At 68.6% G+C, this 18,529-nt stretch carries 12 protein-coding genes and 1 pseudogene; all 13 read left to right on the top strand.

The window, feature by feature from the left end; genetic code table 11:
• The first annotated feature begins 4 nt into the window (after positions 1 to 4).
• The 13 genes and pseudogenes from ACWGR4_RS46940 (at position 5) to ACWGR4_RS46880 (ending at position 18,190) form a co-directional block, all read left to right on the top strand.
• Positions 5 to 2,866 carry a Z1 domain-containing protein gene (locus ACWGR4_RS46940; RefSeq protein WP_452132445.1) on the top strand — a complete coding sequence of 954 codons (2,862 nt, stop codon included), beginning with the start codon at positions 5 to 7 and terminating at the stop codon, positions 2,864 to 2,866.
• Entirely contained in the window at positions 2,854 to 3,849 is a 996-nt protein-coding gene (locus ACWGR4_RS46935) for a PD-(D/E)XK motif protein (RefSeq protein WP_452132446.1), read from the top strand. The genes ACWGR4_RS46940 and ACWGR4_RS46935 overlap by 13 nt, the downstream gene beginning before the upstream one ends.
• Positions 3,842 to 5,605 (top strand): AIPR family protein, encoded by a 1,764-nt coding sequence (locus ACWGR4_RS46930; protein WP_452132447.1) that lies wholly within the window; start codon positions 3,842 to 3,844, stop codon positions 5,603 to 5,605. Before ACWGR4_RS46935 ends, ACWGR4_RS46930 begins: the two co-directional genes overlap by 8 nt.
• Positions 5,606 to 5,816: 211 nt before the next feature.
• A complete protein-coding gene (locus ACWGR4_RS46925) occupies positions 5,817 to 7,712 on the top strand; it encodes a DNA cytosine methyltransferase (RefSeq protein WP_452132448.1) in 1,896 nt (631 codons plus the stop codon).
• An 87-nt stretch (positions 7,713 to 7,799) separates the two neighbouring features.
• Entirely contained in the window at positions 7,800 to 8,801 is a 1,002-nt protein-coding gene (locus tag ACWGR4_RS46920; protein WP_452134339.1) for a CRISPR-associated endonuclease Cas3'', read from the top strand.
• Positions 8,717 to 9,227, top strand: a pseudogene (locus ACWGR4_RS46915) (type I-E CRISPR-associated protein Cas6/Cse3/CasE); the annotation flags it as partial. The gene ACWGR4_RS46920 and the pseudogene ACWGR4_RS46915, both read left to right, overlap by 85 nt.
• Positions 9,228 to 9,485: 258 nt before the next feature.
• Positions 9,486 to 10,961 (top strand): AAA family ATPase, encoded by a 1,476-nt coding sequence (locus ACWGR4_RS46910; protein ID WP_452132452.1) that lies wholly within the window; start codon positions 9,486 to 9,488, stop codon positions 10,959 to 10,961.
• A 167-nt stretch (positions 10,962 to 11,128) separates the two neighbouring features.
• Positions 11,129 to 11,665 (top strand): DUF4365 domain-containing protein, encoded by a 537-nt coding sequence (locus ACWGR4_RS46905; protein ID WP_452132450.1) that lies wholly within the window; start codon positions 11,129 to 11,131, stop codon positions 11,663 to 11,665.
• The gene (locus tag ACWGR4_RS46900; RefSeq protein WP_452132451.1) at positions 11,662 to 12,825 is read left to right on the top strand and encodes a hypothetical protein; all 1,164 of its coding nucleotides are present in this window, start codon (positions 11,662 to 11,664) and stop codon (positions 12,823 to 12,825) included. The genes ACWGR4_RS46905 and ACWGR4_RS46900 overlap by 4 nt, the downstream gene beginning before the upstream one ends.
• A 539-nt stretch (positions 12,826 to 13,364) precedes the next feature.
• Positions 13,365 to 13,601, top strand: coding sequence for a hypothetical protein (locus ACWGR4_RS46895; RefSeq protein WP_452134338.1), 237 nt, complete (start codon positions 13,365 to 13,367; stop codon positions 13,599 to 13,601).
• A gap of 124 nt (positions 13,602 to 13,725) precedes the next feature.
• On the top strand, positions 13,726 to 14,559 hold the full coding sequence (locus ACWGR4_RS46890) for a hypothetical protein (protein WP_452134019.1): 834 nt from the start codon (positions 13,726 to 13,728) through the stop codon (positions 14,557 to 14,559).
• A 333-nt stretch (positions 14,560 to 14,892) separates the two neighbouring features.
• Entirely contained in the window at positions 14,893 to 16,338 is a 1,446-nt protein-coding gene (locus ACWGR4_RS46885) for an ATP-binding protein (protein WP_452134018.1), read from the top strand.
• A 1,153-nt stretch (positions 16,339 to 17,491) separates the two neighbouring features.
• A complete protein-coding gene (locus ACWGR4_RS46880; protein ID WP_452134337.1) occupies positions 17,492 to 18,190 on the top strand; it encodes a hypothetical protein in 699 nt (232 codons plus the stop codon).
• Positions 18,191 to 18,529 lie beyond the last annotated feature (339 nt).

The following is an 18,529-nucleotide window of genomic DNA, read 5'->3' as shown; positions in this document are numbered from 1 at the left end:
ACCCATGACCCCACAATCCGGGAGCCTGGCACTCCAATTCGCCGAGAGCATGTTGTTGAAAGTCGCCCCTCGCGATCGAACGCCGGAGCGAATCCGGGAGATCGCCGGTCAGGTCCAGGTGATGATGGCGGCCGTCGACACGGAGGTCTCGCCGGAACGGATCGCTCGCGAACTCGAATCCCGATTCGATGTGTGGGTACCACGCGAGATCTCGTTGCTCGACCCCCAGGACCACGATGCCTGGCTCAACCAGCGCAGGTACGACGTGGAGTGGACGTACTGGGACCGCTACAAGACCTGGCTCTCCCAGGGATCGGGCTGGAAGCCTCCGGCCGTGGAGGCCCTGGACGAGGCGACCGACACCGTCCTCGGGCTCATGGAGGACCCGATGCGTCCGGGAGAATGGCGCAGCAAGGGGCTTGTATACGGTCAGGTGCAGTCCGGGAAGACCGCGAACTACACCGGGTTGATCTGCAAGGCCGTCGACGCCGGCTACCGGGCCGTCATCGTGATGACCGGCGCGCACGAGAGCCTGCGGCATCAGACCCAGGCCAGGTTGGACGCGGAGTTCCTCGGGTTCAACACGAGCGTCACCCGCCAGCGGACGGCCGAGTCCAAGTACATCGGCGTGGGGACGCTGAGCATGAAGAGTCCACCCCTGTGTCTGTCGATCACTTCACGGGACAAGGACTTTCAGTCCGCGGTCTTCCGCAGCACGCCGGTGGATCTGCGCCAGGTACGGCTGTTGGCGGTGGTCAAGAAGAACGCCAGGATCCTCGACAACCTGGCCAAGTGGTTGGGCGACTTCGCCAAGGGAACTCCGGACGGGCGGCTCGCGGACCTTCCCGTGCTGGTGATCGACGACGAGGCCGACTACGCCTCGGTGGACACCAAGCGACCTCGCTCCAAGCGCGCGCAAAGCGACCCCGAGCACGATCCGACAAGGATCAACCAGGCCATACGCAAGCTCTTGGGGCTGTTCGAGAAACGTACCTACGTCGCCTATAGCGCAACGCCGTTTGCCAATATCTTCATATCTCCCGAAACAGATCATCCCACCCATGGTGAGGATCTGTTCCCCGAGAGTTTCATGGTGGCGTTGAACCCGCCTTCGAACTACACGGGACCCGAGGTGGTGTTCGGCTTGGTGCCGGAGGACGCGGCGTTGGAGACCCACCCGCTTCCGGTGCACCGCCCGGTGACCGATCACGAGGGGTGGATGCCCGAGGGGCACACCAAGGGATGGGTGCCGCCGAGGTCCTTGCCCGCCTCCCTCAACGAGGCGTTGGACGCGTTCGTGCTCTCCACCGCGGCCAGACGTGCCCGAGCGGAACTCACGACGGCGCGACAGGGGCACGCCACCATGCTCGTCCACGTCACCCGGTTCACGGATGTCCAGACGGCGGTTGTGCAACAACTCCGCGGGCGACTGCGCGAAATGGACGACGCGTGGTCCGACCGCGGAGGGGCGGGAGCGCGGTTACGGGCACGCCTTCGGTCCTTATGGGAACAAGATTTCGTGCCCACGCGTGAGGAGCTGACCGCCGCACACGGGCATCTGGGCAGCGTCATCGGCCCCGCGATCGACTACGACCGCGTCGAAATGCACGTGCAAGAAGTGCTCTCCGACGCCGCGGAGGGCGTCAAGGCGGTCAACGGCCAGGCATCCGATGTCCTGGAGTACGAGTCGAGCGCCCCGGCCACCGTGGTCGCGGTCGGCGGGGACAAACTGTCACGGGGCCTGACGCTGGAGGGTCTGAGCGTCTCGTACTACCTGCGTGCCTCGCGCACCTACGACACGCTGCTCCAGATGGGACGCTGGTTCGGATACCGACCCGGATACCTCGACGTCACCCGCCTGTACACCACCCCCGAGCTCGTGAAGTCGTACGTCCACGTCACCCGCGCCAACCGCGAACTCATGGACCTGATCTCGGTACTGGCCGAAACGGGCAGCAAACCACTCGACGTCGGGCTACGCATCCGGGACGGTCACGAACACCTCCAGGTGACCGCGGCCGCCAAGATGCGCAACACCAAGAGCATCTGGCTCACCTTCGCGGAACGGCGCGCGGAGACCCTGCACATGCTCACGCGCCCCGAGGCGCTGCGCGGCAACAAGGCGCGCCTGGACGCGCTGATCGATGCGATGGCGCCCTGCGAGGTTGTTCCGCCGGAGCTCCGGCCGCCGGACACAGGCCAAGGATTCATGCGTCGAAACGTCCCGGTTCAGGCGGTGATCAACTTTCTGGACGGATTCGCGTGCCCGGGACGGGTCTCCCAGGCGAATCCGAAAAACCTCATCGACTACATCCACGGCCAGAACGCTCATGGGGAATTGGTGCGGTGGACCGTGGCGATCACCGGCGGAAGCTCCAAACAACGTCTGGAGATCGCGGGCGAATCCGTGCGCCAAGTGCGACGCAAGCCCGTGGGGGGCGTGGTCGAGGTCGGTCGCGACTTCGAGGTCGGCGTCCTGGTGAGTCCCGTGCACGAGGCGATCGGTCTGTCTCGGGAGCAATACGACGACGCCCGCAAGATGACCAACGCCTCGTCCGCCTCGAACGAGACGCGCCGGCCCCCTCGTCGGAGCGAGACGAGGGAGAGTCGTCCCAGCGGTCGTGAACTGCGGCGACGGCGAGACCCTGCCGAAGGCTTGTTGTTGATCTACCCCATCGAGACGACCGGTTGCGTCACAGGCGCCCCGGAGGGGCTTCCGCTCGTGGGCTATGCGGTGTCGTTCCCGTCCTCGCCGACGGCACGGTCTCTGTCCTACCGGGTGACCGAGACCTATCTGCGCGAGCTGGTCGCGATGTTGACGCTCGAGGACGAGGATCCACAAGGGGACGACCGATGGACGGACTGACCCCGGCCGCACTGACGGCGATGTTCGAGGCGGCCCGGGCGGGAGAGCTCCGTGGCGCCGGCGGCACCCGGCGCCGTCTTCTGCCCGAGCACGATCTGGACATCTTCGTGGAGGTTCGATTCCCCGACGGGGAATGGGCGTTGCTGGTCTCGAGCACCGAGAATCTGGGCGATCGTGAACTGGTCCTGGCCGCCGGGCTGACGTGTCGTTGCCGCGATGGAAGCCTCGAGGTCGTCGCGCAGCCGACCACCGATCGACACATGTTCTGTGTCCTGCTCGCCGATCTTCTGGAGCATCTGCGATGGGCCCCGCATCGAGCCGCGACCGCCTTGGTCGCCAGGCTCACGGCATGGCAGGCGATGCTGGGACGAGCGCCGCGGGACGGTCTCGGCCGTGAGGAGTCGATCGGTCTGCTCGGGGAGCTGCTCGTTCTCCGCGATGTCGTGCTCCCCCTCAAGGGGCCCGCGGCAGCGCATGCGTGGACCGGGCCCACGGGCGCCGCCCAGGACTTCAGGGCCGACGACTGGGCACTGGAGGTCAAGTCCGTCTCGGTGAACACCCAGCGCTGCACGATCAACGGCGCCGACCAGTTGGACCGCTACGGCCTGCGGGAGCTGGTCCTCGTGTATCAGGTGCTCTCGCGCGACGAATTCGGCATGACCCTGGGCACCCTCGTCGAGGAGGTGAGGGCGCATCCCTCGCTGGGGGCGGAGCGTCTCGTGCTGGACAACCTGCTCCTTCGGGCCGGATGGATGGATGCGCACCGCGAGCGGTACGAACGTGATCGTTACCGCCTGTCCCGCCGGTACTGCCATCGCGTACGTGACGACTTTCCTGTGCTCACCCCGACCGATCTTCCGCACGGAGTATTGAACGTGTCCTACTCGATCGACCTGTCGACCTGCGCACACGCGCTGGTCGACGAACCCACCATGGGCGACATCCTGGCGCCGCCTCCGAACCGGGGGTGTTCCCGTGGCTGAACCGGAGTGGGAGGGATTCGCGCGATCCCTTGAGGCCGCCGTGGTCGATCGCGTCCCCGAGGAGTCCGCGGAACGCAGGCGCAACGCCTTCCTCGAAGTGGTCTGCGACTACCTCGTCAACGACGGCGTGGTCGAGGACGTCACACCGTGCTACCTGCGCAAGCAGGTTCGTCGCCGCACGCTGGAGGTCCACGGCTACGAGATCAGCGACCAGGGGACCTCGCTGGACCTGTTCATCGTGCGTTCCGACCTCGGGGCGGCGGCGTTGGCCCGAAGGGACGTCCAGGCGATGTTCAACGCCGTCGAAGCCTTCGCCGAGGAGTGCGCCGCCGGTACTCTCGCCGAACTCGAGGACACCAGTCCGGCGTTCGACATGGCGGACACCATCCACAAGGCGTGGCCGCGCCTCGCACGCATGCGGATCTTCCTGCTCACCGACGGCCGGACCACGCTGGCCCACGTCGCCGCGAAGACGGTCGCCGGCCTGCCGACCAGCTACGAACTCTGGGACATCGCACGTTTGTTCCGTCTCGCCACGTCGGGCCGCCAACAGGAACAGATCGTCATCGAACTGGCGAACTTCGGCGGCCCCGTGCCATGCCTGCCCGCACTACGGGGAGGCGAGTACCACTGCCTGCTGGCGGTGCTGCCCGGGCAACTGCTGGCCGATCTGTACGACACCTATGGCGGCAAGCTGCTCCAACGCAACGTTCGTGCCTACCTGCAGGCGCGCGGCAAGGTCAACAAGGCCATCAGCCAAACCGTTCGCGAGGCCCCGGGACGGTTCCTTGCGTACAACAACGGCATCTCTGCCACCGCAACCGACATCGGGCTGGAGGAGGGGCCCGACGGCCAGATCATGCTGTCCCGCATCGTGGACCTCCAGATCGTGAACGGCGGTCAGACCACCGCGTCCCTGCATCACACGTCGCTGCGCGATCGCGCCGACCTGAGCGACGTCCGAGTGCCCGCGAAGTTCACCATCGTCCGGCAGGCCGACGCCCTGGACGAGTTCGTGCCGAAGATCTCCAAGTACGCGAACTCGCAGAACGTCATCCGTGAAGCCGACTTCGAGGCGAACAGTCCCTTTCACGTGGAGCTGGAAAGGCTGTCGCGCGCCCTGTGGGCGCCGGCCGTCGGGGGAAGCACCCGGCAGACCCGCTGGTACTACGAACGCGTTCGCGGGCAGTACCAGGTCGCGTTGAGCGAGCAGCGCACGGACGCCCGCAAGCGACAGTTCCGACAAGAGCATCCCTCGACCCAGCGGTTCGGCAAGACCGAGGTGGCCAAGTACGAGATGTTGTACCTTCGGCATCCGCATGTCGTGAGTCGCGGCGGTCAGAAATGCTTCCAGATCTGGACATCGGATGTCGTAAGCGCCTACGAGTCGCCGCCGTCCGCCGCCTACTTCAGGGAATTGGTCGCCAAGTCGATCCTCTTCGAGGAATCGCGCAAGGTGATCCGTGGTCTGAATGCCGCCGACGATCACCAGGGATACCTCGCCCAAATCACCAACTACGCGGTCGCTCTTCTCGTCGACCGCGCGGGCGGGGCGGTGGATCTGGATCGTGTCTGGAAATTGCAATCGCTGCCCGAGCACATCGCCGCACTGCTGCCCGGACTGCTCTCCGCCATACGTCCGATCCTGACACAACCGCCCGGGGGAGCAAATGTCACCGAATGGTGCAAGAAGGAAGAATGTTGGAAGAGTGTGGTCGGTGCGGACTGGCAACTTCCCCCGACGTTCCTGGGGTAGCCGTCTCCTGGCGTCCGAACCCGGACCATGTATCGATACGCGGCCCGTATGCGGGATACTGCATGTCTCGGAGATCGTTTCGTTCACGGGGCATTCCCGCGATCGCGCGCGAGCGGTGCGACCATTCTCCGAACACTCTTTGACCTGCGGACTCGACGGAGACCGGGTTCTTCGCGTGTGATCTGTGCTCGACGTCGGTGATCGTTGAAGGGTGGGGAGCGTGGTTTACGGGGTGCGCCTCGAGCGCAGCGACTATCTGAAGCTCGCTCCACACCCGGACGCCTGCACGCCGGAGAACTTCCCGGAATGGCTCGCCCGACGATCCCCCCACGAACGGCTGGCCGTCGACCTGTTCTCCGGAGCCGGCGGACTGAGTCTGGGGCTGGAGCAGGCCGGGTGGACGGTCGCTCTCGCCGCCGACTACGACGACCGCGCCCGCGAGACCCACGCGGGCAACTTCCCCGGTCTGTCCCTGCGAACCGACCTGGGCAACCCCGACGAACGCGACCGTCTCGTCGAACTCCTGAGTCACGCCCGGATCGACCTGGTGGCCGGAGGCCCCCCGTGCCAGCCGTTCAGTCGTGCCGGACGGAGCAAGATCCGCAGCCTGGTACGCGAGGGCGTCCGGGAAGCGAAGGATCTGCGCAGGGAACTCTGGCGCGCCTACCTCGACGTCATCCTCAGGGTGCGTCCCCGCGCCGTGCTGATGGAGAACGTCCCCGACATGGGTCTGGGCGACGACTTCTTCGTCATCCGCAACATCGAGCAGGAACTCGAAGACGCGGGGTACTACACCCAGGTTCGCCTGGTGGACGCCTGGAATTACCAGGTCCCCCAGCACCGCAAGCGACTCATACTGCTGGCACGACGCGACGCCGAAACCTTCCCGTGGCCGCGACCCCACGGTCGCACCACCCTTCGCGACGCGATAGAGGACCTGCCCGCTCTCCCCGAAGGAAGCACCGGACGCCGAGAGTTCGCCTACCGCACAGAGGCGAATCTCTCCGAGTTCGCGCGCCGCATGCGATCGGGGGCCCCCGTGGGGCGCGTCCACGATCACATGACCCGCCCGGTCCGCGACGACGACCGGGAGATCTTCGCGGGAATGGACTCCAAGTCGCTGTACCGCGACATCCCCGAGCACCTGCGGCGCTACGACTCCGAGCACTTCAAGGACAAGTACAAGAAGCTGGATTGGGACGAACTCAGCCGCACGATCACGGCACACATCGCCAAGGACGGCTACTGGTACATCCATCCCGAGCAACTCCGGACGCTGACCGTGCGCGAGGCGGCACGCGTACAGACCTTCCCGGACCGATTCCGCTTCGCCGGCAACCGCAGCGACGCCTTCCGCCAGATCGGCAACGCCGTACCACCGCTGTTGGGCGAGGCGGCGGCCCAAGCCCTCCTGCCCCTGGACACGAGCACGTCCGCGGGCCCGCCCGAGCCCGAGGCGCGTCCCTACTGGCTGCGGGTCCGCGAGGCACTGACCGCCTGGGCCGTACGCGAGTCCACCGGCCCCAACTGGGCCGTACTGCCGGGGTCGGAGGTCATCCCTGCGGCAGCGGCCCTGTCGGCGTTGATGACCGCCGCCCGAACGGCTCCGGCCCTCGTCGGCAGGCAACTGGCGCCGCTGCGGGGCAAACAACGGTTGACGGAGCGCGATCTGCTCGCCGTGTCGGCCGTCGTCAACGGCGACCGGGTACGCCAGGGGATCGAGGAACTGCTGGCCCGCAAGCAGGAGCGCCCGAGGTCGATCACCAAGACGGACCTCCCAAGGGCCCTGAACATGCGCCCCGGCGAACATTCCCTCTATCGCCTGCTGACCGGCGACGACCTGCTCCTGGTCGGCCAGGGCTCCTTACGCGTGGCCGCTCGCGTCACCGGCTCGGCATCGGACCGGACGAACCGCCTGAGCGACGGACGTGTCGACCTCTCGAAGATCATAGGAGCCAGCGAACAGGCACCGTTGCGCATGGCGGCGATCCGACTTATCGGCAGCTCCTACTGCCGCGAATCCGACCCGATGTGCGGCTCATGCCCACTGAGCGCATTCTGCGTGAAGAGGGATTCCCTGGACACGGGGGCGACGCTCCTGAGCTGATCGAGGACATCGCGCCCCTTGCCGGATCGGTGTACCGGTGAACATCGAGTCGGGAGCGGGTACTTCACCTGGACTTGCCCATCCCGCGTGCGGTTTGCTGATTCCGTGGGAACTGACGGCGGTACTCCCGTAGACACGCGCGGCATCCGGGGCAAGGCCAAACAGGGGAGCAAGCCGCACCCATTGATCTGTCACGCCATCGACACCGTCGCGGCCGCGGAAATCCTCGTCACGATCCTGCCGGGGCCACGCCTCTTGGAGCGGCTGCGCGAGGCGTTCGCGCCTCTCGAAACCCCGGAGGCGTGGGTGGCGTTGCTGTGCGGTCTCCACGACCTGGGCAAGTACTCCCCCACCTTCCAAGGTCTGCGCCCCGACCTCGCCAAGCGGGATCTGACCGTTGCCGAGGCGAACGACGTGCACCACGTCGCGCGGTGGTACGACCCCCGCGCCCGCACCGATTGCCATCACGGTGTCCTGACGGCACATCACCTCCAGCGCATCCTCTCCGGCTGGGGTGCGACCGGGTCCACGGCCCGGACGATCGCCTTCGCCCTGGGCGGTCACCACGGCATCATTCCCAGTCACGCCACCGTCGGGCAGGCCGCGCACGCACACGGCGCACGGGGTACCGCCTCCTGGGACGCCGGCTGCGAGTCGCTCGTTCACCAAGTGGTGGAATTGATGGGTCTGCCCAACCCGAACACTCGCGCATGGTCCCAGATACACGTTTCGCCCGACGTCGCGACGGGTCTGGCGGGGCTGGCCTCGGTCAGCGACTGGATCGCCTCCGACCTGCCGACGAAACTCCACGCCCGGCACGGACGTCGACCTCGCCTCCTACGTCGGCACTGCCCGCAAGCGGGAACAAGCCAAGATCGACGAACTCGGTTGGACGCCCTGGATCCCCCCGAGCGACACCCGTTTCGGGAATCTCTTCGGACCCGCCACAACCCCATTCCCCGTGCAGCGGGTCGTCGAGACGAAACTGCAGGGCCCGGGCATCGTTGCCGTGGTCGCCCCCACCGGCGAAGGGAAAACCAAAGCAGCTGTCCAGGCCGTGGCCTCCGTCCCCCAGCGCACTCTGGTTGACGCACATCATTCCCGACTCGCGTCGTCGGGACGCCCGGCGCGATCAGGGCAGCGCGGTGGCGTTGCATCATCGCGTGATGCAGTTGTGCCCCGACGACCTCGACACCGACGCACGCAGTCGGGCGGGTGTGCTCTTCCGAGTCGACGACGGCCCCCGGGGACCCTCTCTGTCAGTGTGTGCTGGAGCCCGACCCCACACGGCTTCCTGCGGAGTACGGCCTCGTGCCTCACCGGGCCCTCAAGCCGATGCTGGGGGGACTTCGCCCGGGGCTGCGGGTCCAGTACCGGATCACCGCCAACGCGACGCGCAAGCTCGGGGTCCACACCACCGCGGGTCGTACTCGCGAGATCCTCCCCCTGCAAGGAGACGAGGCCCTGGCGTGGTGGCGTGAACGAGCCGAGACCGCAGACCTGACCGTGCACACCGCCGCCGCCCTCGAACTCGACCACGCCGGGGGCAAGCGACGCGGTGACGGGGCATCGGATCACGCACGCCCGGACACGATTCGACGGGGTGGCCACCGTCACCGCTCCGGACGCGAGTTCGCACCGGGAGCCGGGCCAGCCGCCTGGCAGGTACGCGAGATGTGGGCGATAACGTCCAATCAGATGGCCGCAAGCGAAATCAACGATAACTATAGTTATAATAGATGCGTTCATCATTGCCGGCGCCCGGGTGGGATCGTGCACAAGCCGTCCGACATGTTCGATCGTGACTTCGAGTGGTCCGAGCTGGTGCGCTTCGCCGCCTACCCCGGGCGTGAGGCGACGCTCGGGGTGGTCTCCGGGCGGCGGCGTCAGGGCAAGACGTTCCTGCTGGACGCGCTGTGTCGGGAGACGGGCGGGTTCTACTTTTCCGCGACCGAGGCCACCGAGGCCGAGTCGCTGCGCCAGTTCGGGGCGGCCCTCGCGCGCCACACCGGCCAACCGATCCCCTACCGGTTCGCGCACTGGGAGGAGGCCGTCGAGACACTGATGATCATCCCCGCACCCGACGGCCGACCCATGCCCGTGGTGATCGACGAGTTCCCGTTCCTGGCCAAGGCATCGCCCGAACTGCCCTCGCTCCTGCAACGCGCGCTCGGGCCGAACGCTCGCCGCGACGGCGCCCCGATCCGGCTGCTGCTGTGCGGCTCCGCCCTGTCGTTCATGGGCAACCTGCTCACCGGGACGGCCCCGTTGCGCGGGCGCGCGAGCCTGGAGTTGGTGGTGCCCACCCTCGACTACCGCCTCGCCGCGCGATTCTGGGGCATCGAGGACCCCACCCTCGCCGTCCTCGTCAACGCCGTCGTCGGCGGAACCCCCGCCTACGCCCGGGAGTTCACCCTCGGCGACAGCCCCGCCGACCTCGACGACTTCGGCCCCTGGGTGCAACGCAACGTCCTCAACCCCGGACGCCCCCTCTTCCGCGAGGCCCGCTTCCTCCTCGCCGAGGAACCCGACCTGCGCGACACCGCCCTGTACCACGGCGTCCTGTCCGCGATCGCCGACGGCAACCACACCCGCGGCGGCATCGCGAGCTACCTCGCCCGCAAATCCACCGACCTCGGCCACGCCCTCGCGGTGCTCGAGGACACCGGGATGATCATCCGCGACCCGGACGCCTTCCACGGCAAACGTTCCGCCTACCGCATCGCCGAACCCATCGTGTCCTTCTACCACGCCGTGATGCGCCCCGAGTGGAGCGACCTCGAGCGCCCGGGCCACGCCGCGGAGGTCTGGGAACGCTCGCAGGCCACCTTCCTGAGCAAGGTCGTCGGCCCGCACTTCGAACAACTCTGCCGCGCTTGGGCCCGCTGGTACGCCTCGCCCGAAACCCTCGGCGGCCGGCGCGTGCGCGTGCAATCCGGCACCATCCCCAACCCCGTCGCCAAGACCGGCCTCGAAGTCGACGTCGCCGTCTTCGGCCGCGACGACCACGGCCGCGAAACCCTCCTGGCCATCGGCGAGGCCAAGTGGAAGGCACGCATGGGCCGAGCCCACCTCGCCCGCCTCGAACGCATCCGCGAACTCCTCGCCGGCCGCGACGGCGTCGACGCCGGCCACACCCGACTGCTCTGCTTCAGCGGCGACGGCTTCACCGACGACCTCCGCACCGCCGCCACCGACAACCCCGACCTCCAACTCGTCGACCTGCAACGCCTCTACAACGGATCCTGACGGTTCAGTCCCGCCCGCCGCCACTGTTGGTGACGTGAGGGGCCCGTCGCCCTGCTTAGACCCCCGCCGATGTGTCGGGTCTCCGATCCTGCCGAATTCCCCGAACGCCTGACCGAGGCGTGCGGTCGGCGCTACGTTCGGCGTGCTGCCGGAGTCGGGGGGATGCGGTGGGTGACGAAATGGCGCGAGGGCGCGACGGATTGCCCGAGAATGCGCGAAAAGAGCACTTCAGTCTGGGCTTCGTGCAGGTCATAGCCGCTGCGGCAGGGTGTGGCGTGAAGTTTCACGCGGCGGACTACGACGGCGTGGATATGACCATTGCGTCGTCGTGCGACTACGGTAAGTACGTGGGGCCCGAGTTCGAGTTGCAGGTGAAGTGCACCGACCGCGTCGATCTGTTGCGGGATGAGGCACTGGCCTGGGACATGGACGCGGGGCCGTATCGGCATCTGGCGAATCCGAGGCGGTTCAACCGGGCGTATCTGGCGGTGTTGCTCGTGCCGAAGGACGCGGAGACGTGGCTCGATCAGAGCGAGGAGCGGATCCTGTCCGCGAGTTGCATGTATTGGGCGGATCCGGCCGAGTGGCCGCCACTCGCCGAGGGGCAGTCGACGAAGCGCGTCAAATTACCGAGAAGTAATATCTTCAGGCCGGCGACGGTGCTTGAGATGATGAAGGACATCGGCGAGGGAGGCTGGCGATGAGCGCCTCGACCATCGGCCGCTACGGCGAACTCGACCGGGTACTCTCCCCCGCCGTCGTCTCCGGCCACCTCGCCGCCCACGGATGGACGCTCGAGGCCCGCCAGGCCCACGTCAAGGAACTCTGGCGACTCGAGGACGACACCGGCGGCCTCACCGCCCGGATCCTCCTTCCCCTCGCCACCGACTACGAGGACTTCCGCCGCCGCTTCGACGAGGCCCTGTACGGCATCGGACGCGTCTACGGCTGGGACCCGGAAACACTCCTCGAACACGTATCCGCGACCCGCGCCGACCTGTTCTACATCCGCCTGGACCAGAGCCTTCGCGACGGAACGATCTCGTTCGAACAGGCCGACGAAACCCTCAGGGGCATCCACAAGATGCTCGGCGCGGCCGCGATGACCGCCGCCGACCCCGAACACACCCGCTCCGGTGGTCGCCGACCCGCCGTCGTACGCGAGTTCCTCACCGACGACGTCCGTCTCGGCCACACCAAACGCGGCAGCTTCATCTTCACCATCGTCACCCGACTCGGGGAACCAGCTCCCGCAGGCCCCCCGGCGGACGAGCCCCCGTTCCCACGACGCGTCATGGAAACACTCGCCCGCGGACTCGAAACCACCCGCGACGCCGCCCTGTCGACCACCCGCGGCGACGCCCCAGGCATGAGCCTGGGCCTCGTCGAATCCCTGGAGGACCTGACCAGGGCTCCCGGACTGCGCGCTCTCGACCTGTCCTTCGAGTGGTCCCCGGTCCTGCCCTCGCCGCCCGCGATCCACCACGTCCTCATGGGCCGCGACGTCATCGGCGAACTGCCACGCGTCCGCGAGGGCTTGGCCCGCCGCGAGGAACCACCCACCCGACAGACCGTCGTGGGCCCGGTCAAATCCCTCACTCGCGAGAACGCCGGCACGGACACCGAGGAACGCGGGACCGTCGTGCTGCTCGCGGACATCCCGGACAAGGGCATCCGCAACATCCACGTGACGCTCACCGGCGAGAACTACGACTGGGCCATCCGCGCGCACCGCGCCAAGCTCCCCCTCACCGTCACCGGAGACCTCACCCGCGAACGCCGCACCTGGCGACTCCTGGGCGATGTCACCCTCGACACGGCGTTCCTCGCACATGTACTCGATCGACCGGCGCACGAGGGCTGACACCTGAAGCGGGTGTAGTGGTGGGCGGGTTCGGCATCGGGGTGTCCGGACTTCACGGCATCCCGGCCGGGCGGCGGGCGCTCCGGAGATCGTTCGACGCGCCCTTCACGCGCCATGCGATGACGGTCCCCGGGGCTACAGTTCGCCGGCGTGAGACCACCCGGAGAGCTCGACACGATCGACTGGCGGTCGCTGGACCAGGCCTATGGGGACGGCACCGACGTCCCGGACCGGATACGGGCGCTGTACGCGAACGACGCGGGTCGCGCCGGCGAGGCCCTGAGCAAGTTGTTCAACAGCGCGCTGCACCAGGAGTCGGTGTATTCGGCGACCATGGCCGCCGTGCCGTTCCTCGCTCACGCCGCCGTGCACGCCGCCCACGGACGAGCGTCCGCGCTCGCATTCCTCGCGGGCGCGGCCGGGCTCGGGCCCGAGCCCGGCCGCGCCTCATCCCGCACGCCCTCGCCCTCGGCGCCCCTACCGCCAGGCAAGCCCAACCGGCCCTCGGCCGCCTCGGCGACGAACGCCTCCTCATCACCGTGCCCGACCCCGATCCCGACGCGCTGGCCGCGCTCGCTGCCCGCACCCGACGCGTCGACCACCAACGCCTCGCGCTGCGCACCCCGACGCGTGCCCGGACCAACTCCTCCCCACCCTCACGTCACACACCGCCCGCACCCTCCTGCCGGACCTCGCAGACCTCCTCGTTCTCCCGACACACCGACCCGCCCGTGGACGACCGACTCCTGGCCGCGGCACCACGGATGCTCGTTTGAACGGCGGCCCGCGCCCTCGGCCCTGAGCGCCGGGAAACCGGTGGCGCCCCCGCGCCCGGGGCGTCACAGTGTCCTGCGGACCCGACAGCCCGGGCCGTCGGACCATTTCACGGGAGCAGCGGATTTGACGCAGTCCACCCCCTACGACGCCGAACGCGCCGCTTTTACGCGAGCGGCACTGGCACGCCTGGTCCTCAGCGATGCCGGCGTCGGGCTCGCCGAGGGGGCGGCGAACCTCGCGATCACCCGGTTCGACGACCCGACGGGCCAAGGCGGACGGGTCAGCGAGGCCGCCGCCCTACGGAGATACGCCGATCACCTTCTCGAACGCGCGGTGATCTTCGAGCGCGAGCGCGGCAGTTCGTGGGAGGACATCGCCCACTTCCTCGACACCGACGCGGCCGATGTACGCGAGCGTTTCACGCCCGCCGTCAAGCGGTGGGAGCGTGCGTTCGAGGAGCCGTACCGGCTGGACGGGACCGGTCGCAAGCGTGTGCCCCAACTGCCCACCGCGGCCTACGACCCCGAGACCGCGTGCCGGCAACTCGACCTCACCGTGCGCCTGCGCACGTACTTCGACGACCCACAGCCCGTCAGCGCAGCGCTTCGCCCCGGCCTTTCGACCGACGGAACACCACCGCCGGACTATGCCCTCGACGGCCGGATATCGCGCGGGAACCTCGGTTCGTTCATGCACCTGCTGGCCGGGTTCATGAATGCCGACTTCGTCCCGACCGACTGGGACGCCTTCATGGCGCGCGTGCGGAGCACGGATGAGGACGACCTCGATCTGTGGGACACCCACCCGCTGGAGGGCACGACCGCGTCCCTTCACGTCCACGTCGCGACCGTCACCCGCGACGAGGGCCTCCTCGACGTCGTCGTCACGGGGGCGACGGACGCCAAACTACGGCTGCGGATCGACACGCTGTTCGCGGCCTTGGGCCCGGAGGCATAGGGCCCGGCTCTGCCGACGGGACCAACCGGCGCCGCAGGCAGCTCCGAGGTAAGCGCGCTCGGCTGGATACTCACCCCACGCTCAGGCCACGCCGGCGACGTCAACCCCGATCCTGATCGCCTCCCGACTTATGCCTTGCGTACGGGCTCTGCGGGCAGGCGGATCCGCTCAAGTTCCGGCCGCAGGGATGGCAAAGTGTCCCGCCAAGGGATCCGAATAGGGGCGCCTCTATGGGCTTGGCATCCCCTAAGGCTCCGAGTGAGGTAATCTATGTAGACACTAGCTACATAGATTCATTCTTTGTAGAGCATCTCTAGCTCGATGGAGGGCGGAATGTCGTTCGTCGGTCGTCGCCTCGAGCTGGCGCTGTTGAGCAAGCGCCTCGAGCGCGTCGCCGACTCGGGCGCGGGGGCCGCGCTCGCGCTGCGGGGTCGGCGGCAGGTCGGCAAATCCCGTTTGGTGCAGGAGTTCTGCGACACCGCCGGGGTTCCGTACGTGTTCTTCACCGCCACCAAGGGCGCCTCACCCGTCGAGGCGGTCGCGGACTTCCTGACCGAGCTGGCGGAGTCCTCCCTGCCCGGGGACCCGGAACTGGTGCCCTCCGGCGGGGCGGGCAGCTGGCCCGACGCCTTCCGGGCCCTCGCCACCGTCCTGCCCGACCGGCCCACCGTCGTCGTGATCGACGAGCTGCCCTGGCTGGCGGAGCAGGACACCCTGTTCGACGGAGCCCTGCAGACCGCGTGGGATCGCCTGCTGTCCAGGCGGCCGGTGCTCCTGCTGCTCCTGGGCAGTGATCTGCACATGATGGAGCGGCTGACCGCGTACGACCGGCCGTTCTACGGCCGCGCGGACAACCTCGTCCTCGGCCCGCTCAACCCTGCCGAGACCGCGGACGCCCTCGGCCTCGAAGCCGCCGACGCCATCGATGCGCACCTGGTCTGCGGCGGGCTGCCCGGCATCCTGCGCGCCTGGCCCCACGGCACCCCCGCGCTCCCGTTCCTCCGAGCCGAGTGCGCAGACCCTGCCTCCCCCGTCTTCGGCATCCCCGAATCGTCCCTCCTGGCCGAATTCCCCGCTCCGGACCAGGCACGCCGCGTCCTCGAGGCCGTCGGCGGCGGCGACCGTACCCACGCCAACATCGCCGCGACCGCCGGCGGCAGGAGCGGCGCCATCCCCTCCGGCTCGCTGTCCCCCGTACTGCGCCGCCTCGTCGAGGAGAAACGTGTCCTCGCCATGGACGAGCCCGTCTCCACCCAGCCCGGCAAACCCGCGCTGTACCGGGTCCAGGACAGCAACCTGCGGCTGTATCTGGCGGTCCTGCGCACGGCACAGGAGCAGGTACGGCGCGGCCGCCCGGACGCCGCGTACCGCGTCGTGGAGCGCCGTTGGGCCGCATGGCGCGGCCGGGCCGTCGAGCCGTTGGTGCGTGAGGCGATCGAACTCGCCGCCGGCGACGGCCGCTTGCCGTGGGACGACATCGAGGCGGTCGGCGGCTGGTGGAACCGCCGCTTCGACCCCGAGGTCGACCTCGTCGGCGCGGACCGCGCACCCGTGGCCCGCCACGTACGCCTGATCGGCTCCATCAAATGGCTGTCGAGCCCGTTCGACCGCCACGACATGGCCGACCTCGCCACCGCCGCACCCCAGGTCCCCGGCTTCACCCTCGGCTCCACCGCCCTCGCCGTGGTCTCCCTGTCCGGAATCGCCCCCGACGTCCCCTCCGAGCCGATCGGCCTCCGCTGGGGCCCCGACGATGTCATCACGGCCTGGCGGCGGTAGGACGCGCGCGTGGCGAAGGCGCCGAAGAACCTCACCGACGAACTCGATCCGGTCGCGGTCGCGAGGTCGACCGCCGACAGGTACCCCCTGGTCATCGACGCGGCGGGCCAACCCCGGCCACGATGTCCGGCCTGCTCGGCGATGCGATCGGCCGGACGACTCGCTGGACACGCACGCCGCCGTCGTCGTTTTGCCCCGACTCTTCGACGTGCGGGCGGTCGCGGTGGCCGATCCCAGCCGGCGGGGGGCGTCGGTCCACGTTTCCCGGGAGAGGCCGACGATGCCCGGTGTCGCCGGGCCCGGAGGCGCGGTGCACGTCGGGGCCGGAGGGTGTCTGTGTCTGTCGGGTGGTGATCCGATATACAGCCAACCGGGAAAGCCGGGGCCGGCCCGCCCCGGGGCCGGATGGGCAGGCGTACCGCGTGGCCGGAGCGTCGGCCCGAGGCCGGCACCGTCCCGTGGCAGCCTCCGGCCAAGGTCTACCACTACGGGCGCACCATCGAGCCGCTGCCGGTCGGAACCGGGCCGCCCTGCGTTGGCCGTCCCGGCCGCCGGGGATGCCCGCAGGACGGGGCCGGCGGGGGCGAACCCGCCGAGGTCGAGAGCCGCGTCGCGCAGGTCGGCGATCAGCGGACCTGCGCGAGAATGAGCCCGGCATGGACCGGATCCGTGCCGGCCCCACCGCCGCGACCGGCATCGCGGCGCTCACCGGCTTTGCCGATACGGTGCCGTATCACCTGCTGTCCACGTTGTCGTGGGGGCACACGGGCGCACCGAGGGGATCGATATGGCGACGGTCACGGTGGAGGTGGCGGTTCCCGACGCGCTGCGGCCGATCGTGGATGTGGCGGCGTTGCCGGCTGCACTCGGTGACGCGGGGCCGGCGTGGCTGGTGCTGTGCGAGGGCGGACGGCTGGCGCGGTGGACGCCGACGACCGGCGGGGTGCGGGACGTGGCCCGGTATCGGGAGGAGGGGCCGGCGTCCGAATACGGTGGCGGCGTTCGGCTGCGGCTTCATGTGTCTCGATGTGGCCGTTGGGCGGCGGTGGTTCAAGACCGCGGTCGGTACGGCACCGTCGTCGATCTCACCACCGGTTCGGCGGCGTTGGAGTTGGACGGCGGGGATTACTGCTGTGAAACCGTCCCGTTCGCGTTGGCGTTCGCCGAACACGGTGGCCGGTCGGTTGTCGTGCATCGCACCGACTGGAACCGGTTGGATGTCACCGATCTCGCGTCCGGTGAGGTGCTTACGGCGCGGGAGGGCCGGGATGGAGACGAGGAGGATGCGGAGTACGACCTCGATTACTTCCACGGCGCGCTGTTGCTGAGTCCTGATGGGACTCGTGTCCACGACGGCGGGTGGGTGTGGCAGCCGTGGGGGATGCCGGCGGTATGGAGCCTGACCGCCTGGCTGCGCGACAACCCGTATGAGTCCGAGGACGGGCCCAGCCGTGCGGTGTATCCCGAGGTCTCGGGGTGGAACCGGCCGGTGGTGTGGGTCGACGACGGGCGGATCGCGGTGTATGACCGGGACGATGCCGGCAGCGGTACCGTCCACGTCCTCGACTCCACCTCGATCGAACCGCGCTCGCCGGGCGTGCGATGGATCGAGGCGGTCGCGACGTTCCCCTGGCCGGTCGGCGTTCTCGGCTTTTTCACCGACGGAGAGCATCTGCTGATCGCCGAGGAGGCCGGTCTGCGCGGCGTCGACATCACCAGCGGACGGCAGGTGTTCGCGATCGACGGGTTCTGCCCGGCGCGTCAGGATCGGCATACCGGAACGCTGATCCAGGTCGGCAGCGCCGATGCCCGGTTGTGGACGCCGCCGCAGTGGACTGCGCGCGCCGGCTGAGCTGTCATTTCCCACGGGGCGCCGAGCGGGAGAACATCCGCGAGTCCACGCTGGAAGGGCTCGACACCTCCTCTCGCGAGGGCAGGCACGGCGGCCGACCGCCGGTCGTCACCGACGACATGCCGCACAACGTGCTGTGGCGCCGCGCGAACGGCGAGTCCGTCGAGCAGATCCGGCCCGACCTGGTCATCCCCCACCGGCAAGCGCAAGGGGCGCAACCCCTCGGTGTCGGCCCCGGTGTCCCAGGGCCTGTACGCAGTTGGACTATCCGATGGGCTGAAGGCTGCGGATCCAGATGATCGAGCTTCGCAATTGGAGTCCTGCCAGGTAGCTTTCGGG

This window comes from Embleya sp. NPDC055664, assembly GCF_053618075.1.
This window is presented reverse-complemented; position numbering and strand designations above follow the sequence as displayed.

Excerpts from the sequence above, each read along its gene's own strand:
- ACWGR4_RS46885 (WP_452134018.1), top strand. The coding sequence starts at position 14,893 with ATGTCGTTCGTCGGTCGTCGCCTCGAGCTGGCGCTGTTGAGCAAGCGC.
- ACWGR4_RS46935 (WP_452132446.1), top strand. The coding sequence starts at position 2,854 with ATGGACGGACTGACCCCGGCCGCACTGACGGCGATGTTCGAGGCGGCC.
- ACWGR4_RS46900 (WP_452132451.1), top strand. The coding sequence starts at position 11,662 with ATGAGCGCCTCGACCATCGGCCGCTACGGCGAACTCGACCGGGTACTC.
- ACWGR4_RS46940 (WP_452132445.1), top strand. The coding sequence starts at position 5 with ATGACCCCACAATCCGGGAGCCTGGCACTCCAATTCGCCGAGAGCATG.